This is a genomic window from Enterobacter cloacae complex sp. ECC445, from assembly GCF_021892025.1.
GTDB classification, from domain to species: domain Bacteria; phylum Pseudomonadota; class Gammaproteobacteria; order Enterobacterales; family Enterobacteriaceae; genus Enterobacter; species Enterobacter chengduensis.
The window spans coordinates 125,984-139,509 of record NZ_JAKLRZ010000023.1; the positions used below are offsets into that span (position 1 = coordinate 125,984).

Sequence of the window (13,526 nt, forward strand, 5' to 3'; positions counted from 1 at the left end):
TTAGGTACGGGCTGGAAAAAAAGATTAGCCGACGGTAACTGAGACGGGTTTTCCAAGTTTACCCAGCATCATGACCAGCGTGTCGAGCGTAAATTTATTAGTTTTAAGATTCACCACGTCGGAGACACGTGGTCTGGATACATTTAATCGGACAGCGGCATCCGCCTGGCGAAGCTTGTTTTCAGCAATCCATGAGGAAATCTCCTGCATGAGCTGTCGCTTGATCGCCAGCAGTTGCTCAACCTCTTTTTCAGCGCTGTCTTGTAGTCGCTCGGCCTCATTCTCTTCGAAGCCCAGTTCAGTAAAAATATTTGCTTCTGCCGCCGTCACGTGGCGAATTTTTGTATCAACACGGTCTCGCATATTCAATTCCTCCGGGCATCAAGTACGGCCTGAAAGCGTGTCCTGGCGATATGCTTATCATGGCTTGTTGTACGCTGCGTTTTTTTGTTAAAGCAATGCAGCACATACACCGCATCGTCAAAACGGGCTAAATAAAGGATTCGATAAGCCCCCATGTTCCCACGAAGCCGTATTTCCGCCACGCCTTTGCCAATTTCAGACATCGGCTTCCAGTCCGCCGCCTCCAGGCCAGCCTGCAGCCGGTGTAGCTGATAGCCAGCATCTCTGCGAATTTCTTCTGGAAAACCGCGTAGATCGTCAAATGCACTTCCCATCCATGCAATCGGCCTTATGACTGGCCTTTGTGAAAGCATACCACATCCTTGTATAAAATTTTATACACCATCAAACAATAACGTTACTCCACGAGCACGTCGCGACTCGTGGAACTACGTTATGTTTTCTTCAGGATTTGGTCACGCCTCGCGGCCAGAATCTGCGAGGCGCTTTCAGAGATTAATACTCATCCCGCTCGTCGTCTTCATCCGGCTGTTCCATCACGCTGTAGGCCACCGCGCAGAACAGCGAGTTGAGACGCTTCATGTCCCCCAGCAGCCCCAGGTGCAGAGAGCTGGTCTCGATACTCTGCACGTTCTGCTGATGCAGGCGCTCAACGTGGGCGTGCGAGTAGCGGCGGTTCAGAATGCGGAAACGATGCTTGTTGCGGCGCAGGCGGCGCGCGCTCGGCACGTCGCTGGAAAAGAAGACCAGCATCGCCAGCTTCAGGTTGCTCAACAGCTGTTCGTGGAGCGCTTCCAGCTCCTTCAGGCCTTCCCCGGAGAACGCCCGGCGTGCGGCCAGCGATTTGTCGGCGATCTCGCTGCCCATACGCTCAACGATATCGGAAGACTGCTCAAGGTTAAGCGACATCTCGATGATTTCCGCCCAGCGGCGAGACTCCTCTTCCGCCAGCTCGTCCTGCGGCATGCGCGCCAGATAGAGCTTAATGGCGGTATAAAGCACGTTGATATCGTCCGCTAATCGGCGCAGCTCTTTCTCTTCACGCGGCTCGCCGTGCATCACCTTTTGCAGGCCTTCGAGCATGGTTTCCATTGCGTCGCCCATGCGCAGCGTCTCGCGCGCGGCATTCGCCAGCGCCAGCGCCGGGGTATCCAGCGCGGACGTATCCAGATGCTTCGGCTTCAGGCGCGCATCCAGCTCCGGTTCATCCTGAATGAGACGTTCGCAGAAGCGGGCCATCGGCGCCGCAAAAGGCACCATCGCCAGGCAGCGCACCAGGTTGTAGAACACGTGGAAATAGATCACCAGCTCCGCCTTCGGCAGCGAGAGGTTATCCATCAGGTTCGCCAGCGGGTGCACAAACGGCAGGATAATCAGGCTCCCCACCAGCTTAAACAGCAGGCTGCCGAGCGCCACGCGGCGGGCGGCAGCGTTGGCGGCGCTGTTGTTGAGCATTGCCAGCAGGCCAGATCCCAGGTTGGCACCAATGACCAGACACAGCGCCACCGGGAAGGAGATCGCTCCGGCTGCGGTTAAGGTCGCCGTCAGCAGGACCGCCGCCAGGCTGGAGTAGCTGACGATGGCAAACACCGCCCCGATCAGCGCGTCGAGCATGATGTCACCGGTCAGCGAGGCGAAGATGACCTGAACGCCGTTGGCCTGGGTTATCGGGGTCACCGCCTGCACAATCAGCTCCAGCGCCAGCAGGATCAGCCCCAGGCCAATACCCACGCGCCCGAGCTGCCCGGCGCGGGTCTGCTTGCGGCCAAGGAAGAAGATGACGCCGATGAAAATCAGCAGCGGTGACAGCCAGGAGAGATCGAACGTCAGGATACGCGCCATCAGCGCGGTACCCACATCGGCGCCCAGCACAATGACCAGCGCCGGAGCGAGCGCCACCAGATCCTGCGCCACAAAGGAGGTGACGAGCAGGGTTGTAGCGTTACTGCTCTGAACCAGCGCCGTGACGCCAATGCCCGCGCAGAAGGCGAGCGGCTTCTTCTCAACGCTGCTGCTGAGGACGGTGCGTAAACGGGCGCCAAAGACGCGCATCACGCCGGTACGGACGATATGGGTCCCCCATACGAGCAGTGCGACTGCGGAAAGCAGGTGTAACAACGTCAGCACGGAAGGTTTTCCTCCTTATCGTTATTCATTTTCCTTAGGTTCAGTATAAGGGTTAAAACGTAAGAAAGAGACAGGGCGCCCCATGAGCGCCCTGTTTGTTGTAAGGAAAAGTGATTTTAGTCGGCGTCGTAGCCGAGATTCGGGGCCAGCCAGCGCTCAACCTCTGACACGCTCATGCCTTTGCGCAGGGCGTAATCTTCGATCTGATCGCGCTGCAGCTGCGCCACGGCAAAGTACTTGCTGTCCGGGTGGCTGAAGTACCAGCCGGAAACAGAGGCACCCGGCCACATGGCGAACGACTCGGTGAGCTTCATCCCCGTATGGGCCTCAACATCGAGAAGTTTCCAGATGGTGCCTTTTTCGGTGTGCTCCGGGCAGGCCGGATAGCCCGGCGCCGGGCGAATCCCCTGGTAGTTTTCGCGAATAAGCTCCTCGTTGCTGAGATTCTCGTTAGCCGCGTAGCCCCAGTGCACCTTGCGCACGCGCTCGTGGAGGTACTCGGCGAAGGCTTCCGCCAGGCGGTCGGCAATCGCTTTCACCATGATTTTATTGTAATCATCGTGCTGCGCGTCAAACGCGTCCGCCAGGGCATCTTCTTCCAGACCGCCGGTTACCGCGAAGGCGCCGATATAGTCGGCTTTACCACTCAGCTTCGGCGCGACGAAATCGGCCAGGCAGTAGTTGGCGAAGCCCACTTTTTCGGTTTGCTGGCGCAAATGGCGGCTGACCGCCAGCACGTGGGTGCGGGTCTCATCGCGGTAAATTTCGATGTCGTCACCCACGCGGTTCGCCGGGAACAGGCCCACGACGCCGCGCGGGTTGAGGGTTTTCTCTGCGCTCAGCGTGTCGAGCATGTCGTTGGCGTCTTTAAACAGGCGCTTCGCCTCTTCACCCACCACCTCATCTTCCAGGATGCGCGGGTATTTGCCCGCCAGCGACCAGGTCATAAAGAACGGCGTCCAGTCGATGTAGTTACGCAGCGTTTCGATGCTGGCGGTAACGTCCTGCACGCCCAGACGGTGCGCCACCGGCGGCGTATAGCTGGACCAGTCAAACGCCAGATCGTTATCGCGCGCGGCCTGAAGTGAAACGGGCGGGGTGCGCGGCTTCTTGCGCCCGTGCTGAATGCGGACGGTCTCGTACTCTTTGCGGGTGCGCGCAACAAACTCGTCGCGCTGGATGTCGGAGAGCAGCGCGGACACCACGCCCACCGTGCGCGAGGCGTTCTGCACGTAGACCGTCGGGCCGCTGTAGTTCTGTTCGATTTTTACCGCCGTATGCGCTTTGGAGGTGGTCGCACCGCCGATCAGCAGCGGAATAGTGAAGCCCTGACGCTCCATCTCCTTTGCCACGTTGACCATTTCGTCCAGCGATGGCGTGATCAGCCCGGAAAGGCCAATCAGGTCGGCGTTCACCTCGCGCGCGGTCTTAAGGATTTTATCCGCCGGGACCATGACGCCCAGATCGATAATTTCGTAGTTATTGCACTGCAGCACCACGCCGACGATGTTTTTGCCGATGTCGTGGACGTCGCCCTTCACGGTGGCGATCACCATCTTGCCGTTGCTGGAACCTTTCTCTTTGCTGGCCTCGATAAACGGCTCCAGGTACGCCACGGCCTGCTTCATCACGCGGGCGGATTTCACCACCTGCGGCAGGAACATTTTGCCCTCGCCGAACAGATCGCCGACCACGTTCATGCCGTCCATCAGCGGGCCTTCGATCACCTCAATCGGGCGGGCTGCCTGTTGGCGCGCCTCTTCGGTGTCCTGCTCGATAAACTCGGTAATGCCTTTCACCAGCGAATATTCCAGACGCTTCTTCACGTCCCAGGAACGCCACTCGGCCTGCTGTACGTTGGACGATTCATCCGACTTGCTGCCGCGGTATTTCTCCGCCAGGTCAAGCATGCGCTCGGTGGCGTCGTCGCGGCGGTTAAGGATCACGTCTTCTACCGCGTTGCGAAGCTCGGCAGGGAGGTCGTCGTAAATGGCCAGCTGGCCGGCGTTGACGATCCCCATGTCCATCCCGTTACGAATGGCGTAGTAGAGGAACACGGCGTGGATCGCTTCACGCACCGGGTCGTTGCCGCGGAACGAGAACGACACGTTCGACACGCCGCCGGAGATGAGCGCATGCGGCAGCTCGCGCTTGATGTCCTCGCACGCGCCGATAAAGTCCTGCGCGTAATTATTATGCTCTTCAATGCCGGTCGCCACGGCGAAGATGTTCGGGTCAAAGATGATGTCTTCCGGCGGGAAGCCCACCTCTTCGGTCAAAATCTTGTACGCGCGGCGGCAAATCTCGATTTTGCGCTCGCGGGTATCGGCCTGGCCCACTTCGTCAAAGGCCATTACCACCACGGCGGCACCGTAGCGGCGGACCATTTTCGCGTGGTGGATGAAGATATCCACGCCCTCTTTCATCGAGATGGAGTTGACGATGCCTTTACCCTGAATGCACTTCAGCCCTTTTTCGATGACCTCCCACTTGGAGGAGTCGATCATGATCGGCACGCGGGCGATGTCCGGCTCACCGGCAATCAGGTTGAGGAAACGCACCATCGCCGCTTCGGCGTCGAGCATTCCCTCGTCCATGTTGATATCGATAATCTGCGCGCCGCTTTCCACCTGCTGGCGGGCGACGTCCAGCGCTTCGCTGTATTTCTCTTCTTTGATCAGGCGCTTGAACTTCGCCGAACCGGTAACGTTAGTACGCTCACCCACGTTCACAAACAGGCTGTCGTCGCCGATGGTCAACGGCTCAAGGCCGGACAGACGACAGGCAACGGGAAGCTCCGGCAGCCTGCGCGGCGGCAGCCCGGCCACGGCGTTACTCATGGCGGCGATGTGCTCTGGCGTGGTGCCGCAGCAGCCGCCGACGATGTTCAGGAAGCCAGACTCGGCCCACTCGCGGATTTGCGCCGCCATGGTGTCGGCATCCAGATCGTATTCACCAAAGGCGTTCGGCAGACCGGCGTTTGGGTGCGCGGTGACGTAGCATTCCGCAATGCGCGAAAGTTCCTGCACGTACTGGCGCAGTTCATCCGGCCCCAGCGCGCAGTTCAGGCCAAAGGAGAGCGCGTCGGCGTGGCGCAGAGAGTTATAAAACGCTTCGGTCGTCTGGCCGGACAGGGTGCGGCCGGAAGCGTCGGTGATGGTGCCGGAAATCATGATTGGCAGATCAACGCCCAGCGCCTCGAACTCTTCTTTTACCGCGTAAATGGCGGCCTTGGCGTTGAGGGTGTCGAAAACCGTTTCAATCAGGATGAGATCGGAACCGCCTTCCACCAGCGCTTTGGTCGATTCACGGTAGGCTGCGACCAGCTGATCGAAGGTGATATTACGAAACGCCGGATCGTTGACGTCCGGTGAGATTGACGCGGTGCGGTTGGTTGGGCCAAGCACCCCGGCCACGTAACGCGGTTTGTCCGGCGTGCGGGCCGTCCATTCGTCGGCGCAGGCACGGGCCAGTTTAGCCGCCTCAAAGTTGATCTCCGCCGACAGGGATTCCATCTGGTAATCCGCCATGGCGATGGTTGTCGAGTTGAAGGTGTTGGTTTCAACGATATCCGCACCCGCTTCGAAGTAGGCGTTGTGGATATCCTTAATGACGGACGGCTTGCTGAGCACCAGCAGGTCGTTGTTCCCTTTCAGGTCGCATGGCCAGTCGGCAAAGCGTTCGCCGCGGAAATCATCTTCACTGAGACGATAGCCCTGGATCATGGTGCCCATACCGCCGTCCAGCACCAGAATTCGTTCATTTAACTGCGCACGCAGTTGCTCTACTTTGCTGCTCACACTTGCTCCCGACAACGCTCAACAAGGCCAAAAGGCTGCGTTCCATACTGGCACAATCTTGCAGGGCGGAAAAGTCGCGCAGCGGTAACATGAGACATGTTCACCATCACTCATCCGATCAGTCAGGATACGGTTGCAAATTCACCAAATAAAACGAAAATGATTTCCACGATACAGAAAAAGGAGATCGTCATGGTCGCGACCGTTCCCGCTAAACGCGGCAGAAAACCTGCTGCTACCCCCGCCGCACCGCAGGGCGGACAGGTTCAATCGCTCACGCGCGGTTTGAAGCTGCTGGAGTGGATAGCCGAGTCGCACAGCAGCGTGGCCCTGACGGAGCTGGCCCAGCAGGCAGGCCTGCCGAACTCCACGACGCATCGCCTGCTGACCACCATGCAGCAGCTGGGTTTTGTCCGCCAGGTCGGCGAGCTGGGGCACTGGGCGGTGGGCGCGCATGCGTTTATCGTTGGCAGCAGCTTTCTGCAGAGCCGCAACCTGCTGGCGATTGTTCACCCGATTCTGCGCAAGCTGATGGAGGAGTCCGGCGAGACCGTAAACCTGGCGGTGCTGGACCAGAGCGACCATCAGGCCATCATCATCGACCAGGTGCAGTGCACGCAGCTGATGCGCATGTCCGCGCCGATTGGCGGCAAGCTGCCGATGCACGCGTCCGGAGCGGGGAAAGCGTTTCTCTCGCAGCTCAGCGAGGAGCAGGTGACGGGGCTACTGCACCGCAAAGGTCTGCACGCCTATACCCACGCCACGCTGGTTTCGCCCGTGCATCTGAAAGAAGATCTGGCGCTGACCCGCAAGCGCGGCTATTCGTTTGATGATGAAGAACATGCCCTGGGCCTGCGCTGCCTGGCGTCCTGTATTTTTGACGAGCACCGCGAACCGTTTGCCGCTATCTCCATCTCCGGGCCGATTTCGCGCATGACCGACGACCGCGTGACCGAGCTGGGTGCGCTTGTGATTAAGGCGGCGAAAGAGGTGACGCTGGCGTACGGTGGGATGCGTTAAAATTGAATGCGGCCTGATGCCCTTACCCCGGCCCTCTCCCACAGGGAGAGGGAGAAAAACGGATGCAAAACCGCTGCTTGCGGCGGTAGGCATACACATCCTCGACGTGCCCATTTTTGATCCGCGTTTGCAGCCCGCGCCAGTAGCTGGCGCGAAACAGATCTTCATGCATCTCTTCGAACAGCGGCCCGATGCGGGGGTCGGCGCACAGCCAGTGGCGAAACTCTTCCGGAAACACATCGCCCGGTGAAACGCTGTACCACGGCTCGCCGGAAAGCTCATCCTCCGGGTAGCGCGGCGGGGGTATATCGCGGAAGTTCACCTCGGTCATGTAGCAAATTTCATCGTAATCGTAGAACACCACCCGCCCGTGACGGGTGACGCCGAAGTTTTTAAACAGCATATCGCCCGGGAAAATATTGGCGGCGGCAAGCTGGCGAATCGCGTTGCCGTACTCTTCTATCGCATCGCGCAGCGCCTGACCTTCAGACTGCTCCAGCCAGATATTCAGCGGCACCATACGACGCTCAATGTAGAGATGGCTAATCGCGATTTTGTCACCAAGATCGGTGATTTTCGCGGGCGCTTCCTGCATTAATAGCCCCATGAGCGCCGGGTCGATCTGCTGCTTATCGAGCACAAAGTTTTCGAACTCCTGGGTATCCGCCATGCGCCCGACGCGGTCGTGCTCTTTGACCAGCTGATAGCAGGCGCGGACGTGCGCGGCGGTCATCTCTTTCTGCGGCGCGAACCGGTCTTTAATCACCTTAAACACCCGGTCGAAGCCCGGCAGCGTAAAGACCAGCATCACCATGCCGCGAATGCCGGGCGCTTCGATAAACTGCTCATCGGCCGCGGTGACATAGCGCAGGTATTCGCGATAGCTTTCCGTTTTGGCGTGCTTCTGGCAGCCAATCGCCATATACAGCTCGGCGGTGGTTTTGCCCGGCAGGATTTCGCGCAGCCACTCCACCAGCGCGGCAGGCAGCGGCGCATAAACCATAAAATAGGAGCGGGCGAAGCCAAATACGATGCTGGCCTCGGCGCCGGTGGTCAGGCAGGTATCGACAAACAGTTCCCCGTCGTCGGTACGGTGGATCGGTAACAAAAACGGCACGATGGCGGTCGGCGTAACCAGTTTGCCCACCAGCCAGGCGGCTTTATTGCGGTAGAACAGCTCGTTGGCCACCTGCAGATGGCTGCAGCCGAGCACCTCCGGGCCGAAGGCTTCGTTGAGATGCGCGTGGATATACCCGATATCCCGGCTTTTATTCTCCCAGGGCAGGCGCAGCGGCAAATCCGTTAGCACGCGGTGCAGGAGCTTTTCCCATCCGCGATCGGGGAAGAAATCCTTCGCCAGCGGACGGGGAATGGTTCGAAAGCGCCGTTCAGGCTGGGAGCTGAAGATAAATAACCGCTCAGGAGATAACGAGCGGTGGTCAAATAACCGGCAATAGACGGAGTTGAAAAAGCTCTCCGCAATCTCGAAGCGAGGATAGTCGGGTAACAGATGGGTGTAGTGCTCCTTCACGCGCAGTAAAAAATCCGCATCCGGACTTTTACCGTCGGTAATACAGCGCAGCTGCTCCACCACCAGACCCACGTGGTGGTCGTAGAGGTGGATACGCTGCTTCATGGCCTGCTGTACCGCATGCCAGTCAGCATGTTCGAAGCGCTGCTGCGCGCCGGATGTCACTTCAAGAAAACGACCATACTGGGCATCGAAGCCCTGCAAAATAGTTTGGGCAATCAGTAATTCCAGGCCACGCGACATAAATTCCCCTTACCCCTCCCCCTAACCCTCTCCCCAAAGGGGAGAGGGGGAAAACATCAGAACTGTGCTTCTTCCGTTGAACCCGTTAAGGCGGTGACGGAGGAGGTGCCGCCCTGAATAATGGTGGTCACGTTATCAAAGTAGCCGGTGCCCACCTCCTGCTGGTGAGACACGAAGGTATAACCGTCTTTGCCAGCCGCAAATTCCGGCTGCTGCACCTTCTCGACGTAGTGCTTCATGCCCTCACCCTGCGCATAGGCATGCGCCAGGTCGAACATGTTGAACCACATGCTGTGGATGCCCGCCAGGGTGATGAACTGGTATTTGTAGCCCATGTCGGACAGCTGCTGCTGGAAGCTGGCGATGGTTTTGTCATCCAGCTTTTTCTGCCAGTTAAAGGACGGCGAGCAGTTGTAGGCCAGCAGTTTGCCCGGGTATTTCGCGTGAATAGCATCAGCGAAGCGTTTTGCCAGCGCCAGATCCGGCGTGGAGGTTTCGCACCAGACCAGGTCAGCGTAAGGGGCGTACGCCAGGCCGCGGCTGATCGCCTGTTCGATACCCGCATGGGTGCGATAGAACCCTTCGCTGGTGCGCTCGCCGGTGATGAACTCGCTGTCGTAGGGGTCGCAGTCAGAGGTGATCAGGTCCGCCGCGTCCGCATCGGTACGGGCAATCACCAGCGTCGGCACGCCGAGCACGTCAGCCGCCAGACGCGCGGCAACCAGCTTCTGAACCGCTTCCTGTGTTGGAACGAGTACCTTACCGCCCATGTGGCCGCATTTCTTGACTGACGCCAGCTGGTCTTCGAAGTGAACGGCCGCTGCACCGGCCTCAATCATCGATTTCATCAGTTCAAAGGCGTTCAGCACGCCGCCGAAGCCCGCTTCCGCATCCGCGACGATCGGCAGGAAGTAGTCGATGAAGCGCGGATCGTTAGGTTCAATACCGGCGGCCCACTGGATCTGATCCGCACGGCGGAAGGTATTGTTGATCCGATCTACCACCGACGGCACGGAGTTAGCCGGATAGAGCGACTGATCCGGATACATGCTGGAGGCCAGGTTGGCGTCCGCCGCGACCTGCCAGCCGGAGAGGTAGATAGCCTCAATGCCGGCCTTCGCCTGCTGCAGCGCCTGACCGCCGGTCAGCGCACCCAGGCTGTTGATATAGCCCTTTTTGGAACCACCGTGCAGCAGCTTCCACATCTTCGCCGCACCGTTCTGCGCCAGCGTGCATTCCGGGTTAACCGAGCCGCGTAATTTCACCACCTCTTCCGCGCTGTAAGGACGGCGGATGCCTTCCCAGCGAGGTTGTGTCCATTCTTTCTTCAGTTCTTCGATTTGTTGGGTACGGGTTTTCATGTGCAGATGCTCCATATTGTTATGTGGTGGATTACGCCAGGAAGCGGTAGCCCGGCAGGGTCAGAAAGTCGATTAAGTCATCTGATGTGGTGATTTGCTCCATCAGGCGCGCAGCGTCGTCAAAGCGTCCGCTGCTGAACCGGTGTTCGCCCAGCTCGTCCTGGATCACCCGCATCTCTTCGGCCAGCATCTGGCGGAACAGGGATTTGGTCACCGGCTTGCCGTTGCTGAGGGTTTTTTGATGGTGGATCCACTGCCAGATAGAGGTGCGAGAAATCTCCGCCGTTGCGGCATCTTCCATCAGGCCGTAGATCGGCACGCAGCCGTTACCGGAGATCCATGCTTCAATGTACTGCACGGCGACGCGAATGTTAGCGCGCATGCCCTCTTCGGTACGTTCGCCCGCGCACGGCGCCAGCAGCTGTTCTTCAGCCGTTGGGGCATCGTCTTCACGCGTGACAAACAGCTGGTTTTTGTTGTCGCCGAGGACGCGGTTAAAGACTTCCATTGCCGTATCGGCCAGGCCTGGGTGGGCAATCCACGTCCCGTCGTGACCGTTACGGGCTTCCAGCTCTTTGTCGGCCTTCACCTTGTTGAGCACCTGATTGTTGCGCTCGGCGTCTTTGCTCGGGATAAAGGCCGCCATGCCGCCCATCGCAAAGGCGCCGCGCTTGTGGCAGGTTTTGATCAGCAGACGCGAGTAGGCGCTGAGGAACGGTTTATCCATGGTCACGACCTGGCGATCCGGCAGGACGCGATCGGGATAGTTTTTCAGGGTTTTGATGTAGCTGAAAATATAGTCCCAGCGTCCACAGTTCAGGCCGACAATGTGGTCGCGCAGGGCGTGCAGAATTTCATTCATCTGGAATACGGCTGGCAGCGTTTCAATTAGCAGCGTGGCCTTGATGGTGCCGCGCGGCAGGTTGAAACGATCTTCCGCGTAGCTGAAGACCTCGCTCCACCAGGCCGCTTCCTGCCAGGCCTGCGTTTTTGGCAGATAGAAATAGGGGCCGCTGCCTTTTGCCAGCAGATTCTTGTAGTTGTGGAAGAAATAGAGTGCGAAATCAAACAGGCTGCCCGGTATGGCTTCCCCACGCCAGGTGACGTGTTTTTCAGGCAGATGGAGACCGCGTACGCGACAGATCAGCACCGCCGGATTCGGTTTCAGCTGGTAGATTTTACCGGCTTCGTTGGTATAGCTGATGGTGCCGTTCACAGCATCGCGCAGGTTGATCTGCCCTTCGATGACCTTACGCCAGTCCGGTGCCAGCGAGTCCTCAAAATCAGCCATAAAGACCTTCACGTTCGCGTTCATGGCGTTGATCACCATTTTGCGCTCTACCGGACCGGTGATTTCGACGCGGCGATCCTGTAAATCCTCAGGTATCCCGCGAATTTTCCACTCGCCACGACGAATGGAAGCGGTTTCCGAAATGAAACCAGGCAACTTGCCGTTATCAATTTCCTGCTGCTGGTGAATGCGTGCTGCTAGCAGCTTGTTACGCTGCGGCGTAAACCGGGTCACCAGTTCAGTCAGAAATTCTACCGCTTCTGGCGTCAAAACCTGCTGTTCTTGCTCGCCATATGGCTGGGTAAAGGCCAGTTCATCGACCGTCGTTGCCTGTTGAGTCATTACTCTGCTCCTCATCAAAGATCCAAAATCACGCCCCCAATGCGAACGAAAGATCGTTGGGTAGTTTTCGCTCAGCAGAATTAAGACTATCTGTATTTTTTCTAAAATCAAAAACAATTTCCATTTTAATTTTCAAATGAAATTAATTGCTTGATTTTGTTGAAATTAAATTTATATAGAATGGTGAATAGAATTTCGGAAATAAAAAAGGCATCCGAAGGTGCCTGATGCGAATAGCTGAAACGCTTTAGGATCGTCTAGTGCAGAAGATTACTCCAGCGTTGGGTTCATGTGACGCAGATCGTATGGCGTTATCTGGTAGACGTAATAGTTGAGCCAGTTAGTGAACAGCAAGTTCCCGTGGCTGCGCCAGGTTGCTCGCGGTTTGTTTTGCGGATCATTTTTCGGGAAGTAGTTGTACGGTACATCCGGATTAAGACCCGCCTCAACATCACGAAAATACTCTGACGCGAGGGTATCCGGATCGTACTCGGGATGCCCGGTCACAAAAGCAATGCGCTTATCCTTGCTGGCAAACAGATAAGCATCACCCTCTTCCGTTTCGGCCAGGATCTCCAGATCGGTGTAATCACGAATCAGCTGGGCCGGGAAATCGGCGTAGCGAGAATGCGGGGCCAGGAAAGAGTCATCGAAACCGCGCGTCAGTAAGGCATGTGGATGAAGAATGTGGTGTTCGTATACGCCGGAGAGCTTTTCAGTGCGGGTTTGCTTGGGGATGCCATAAAGAATATTCAGTGCGGCTTGCACCGCCCAACAGACAAACAGCGTAGACGTGACGTGATCTTTTGCCCACTCCAGAACCTGTTTGATCTGCGGCCAGTAGGCGACATCGTTAAATTCAACAAGACCGAGCGGGGCGCCGGTAACAATCAGGCCGTCGAAGTTTTCACCCTGAATGTCATCAAAGTTACAGTAGAAGTTGTTCAGGTGTTCAGAAGGCGTGTTGCGTGACTCCCGGGCATCGATTCGCAGCAGCTGAATATCGACCTGCAGCGGGGAGTTCGACAGAAGACGCAGGAACTGGTTTTCTGTTTCGATCTTTTTTGGCATCAGATTGAGAATAAGCACCTTCAGCGGGCGAATTTCCTGACCTGTCGCACGCGAAGCCGTCATGACGAAGACGTTTTCTTCACGCAAGAAATTGACGGCTGGTAGCTCGTCCTGCACCCGAATCGGCATAGCTTTGTATCCTCACAGCATACGTATAAACGTTTAGACATCCAGATAGCTAACGATACCCAGAAACGAGGATAATGTCGAGTCTGCAAGCGGAAGGTGAGAAAGTTTCAAGGAGAGGGTGAAAAACAAAAGCAAAAAACCCCGCACCTTACGGTACGGGGTTCTTCTTATTTGATGCCTGGCAGTTCCCTACTCTCACATGGGGAGACCCCACACTACCATCGGCGCTACGGCGTTTCACTTCTGAG

At 57.4% G+C, this 13,526-nt stretch carries 9 protein-coding genes; 1 reads left to right on the forward strand and 8 read right to left on the reverse strand.

Going from position 1 to position 13,526, the window contains the following annotated elements; translation table 11 throughout:
- Nucleotides 1-24: 24 nt before the first annotated feature.
- The 4 genes from L6R44_RS18010 to metH form a co-directional block, all read right to left on the reverse strand.
- Nucleotides 25-363 (reverse strand): helix-turn-helix domain-containing protein, encoded by a 339-nt coding sequence (locus L6R44_RS18010; protein ID WP_032644659.1) that lies wholly within the window; start codon nt 361-363, stop codon nt 25-27.
- A gap of 2 nt (nt 364-365) precedes the next feature.
- A complete protein-coding gene (locus L6R44_RS18015) occupies nt 366-716 on the reverse strand; it encodes a type II toxin-antitoxin system RelE/ParE family toxin (protein ID WP_032644658.1) in 351 nt (116 codons plus the stop codon).
- A gap of 142 nt (nt 717-858) precedes the next feature.
- Complete coding sequence (locus L6R44_RS18020) at nt 859-2,490, reverse strand: Na/Pi cotransporter family protein (protein ID WP_237424985.1); 1,632 nt, start codon at nt 2,488-2,490, stop codon at nt 859-861.
- A 116-nt stretch (nt 2,491-2,606) separates the two neighbouring features.
- Nucleotides 2,607-6,290: a methionine synthase gene (gene metH, locus L6R44_RS18025; protein WP_237424986.1), complete on the reverse strand. Its 3,684-nt coding sequence runs from the start codon at nt 6,288-6,290 to the stop codon at nt 2,607-2,609.
- Nucleotides 6,291-6,482: 192 nt separating this feature from the next.
- On the opposite strand from metH, the gene iclR reads away from it, so the two are divergent.
- Nucleotides 6,483-7,310 carry a glyoxylate bypass operon transcriptional repressor IclR gene (iclR, locus tag L6R44_RS18030; protein WP_139156886.1) on the forward strand — a complete coding sequence of 276 codons (828 nt, stop codon included), beginning with the start codon at nt 6,483-6,485 and terminating at the stop codon, nt 7,308-7,310.
- Nucleotides 7,311-7,332: 22 nt separating this feature from the next.
- Here iclR and aceK read toward each other — a convergent pair whose 3' ends face one another.
- The 4 genes from aceK to metA form a co-directional block, all read right to left on the reverse strand.
- Complete coding sequence (aceK, locus tag L6R44_RS18035; RefSeq protein ID WP_237424987.1) at nt 7,333-9,084, reverse strand: bifunctional isocitrate dehydrogenase kinase/phosphatase; 1,752 nt, start codon at nt 9,082-9,084, stop codon at nt 7,333-7,335.
- Nucleotides 9,085-9,140: 56 nt separating this feature from the next.
- Entirely contained in the window at nt 9,141-10,445 is a 1,305-nt protein-coding gene (gene aceA / locus L6R44_RS18040) for an isocitrate lyase (RefSeq protein ID WP_023334117.1), read from the reverse strand.
- 31 nt (nt 10,446-10,476) lie between these two features.
- Nucleotides 10,477-12,078 carry a malate synthase A gene (aceB, locus tag L6R44_RS18045; RefSeq protein ID WP_237424988.1) on the reverse strand — a complete coding sequence of 534 codons (1,602 nt, stop codon included), beginning with the start codon at nt 12,076-12,078 and terminating at the stop codon, nt 10,477-10,479.
- 270 nt (nt 12,079-12,348) lie between these two features.
- A complete protein-coding gene (metA, locus tag L6R44_RS18050; protein ID WP_237424989.1) occupies nt 12,349-13,278 on the reverse strand; it encodes a homoserine O-acetyltransferase MetA in 930 nt (309 codons plus the stop codon).
- Nucleotides 13,279-13,526 lie beyond the last annotated feature (248 nt).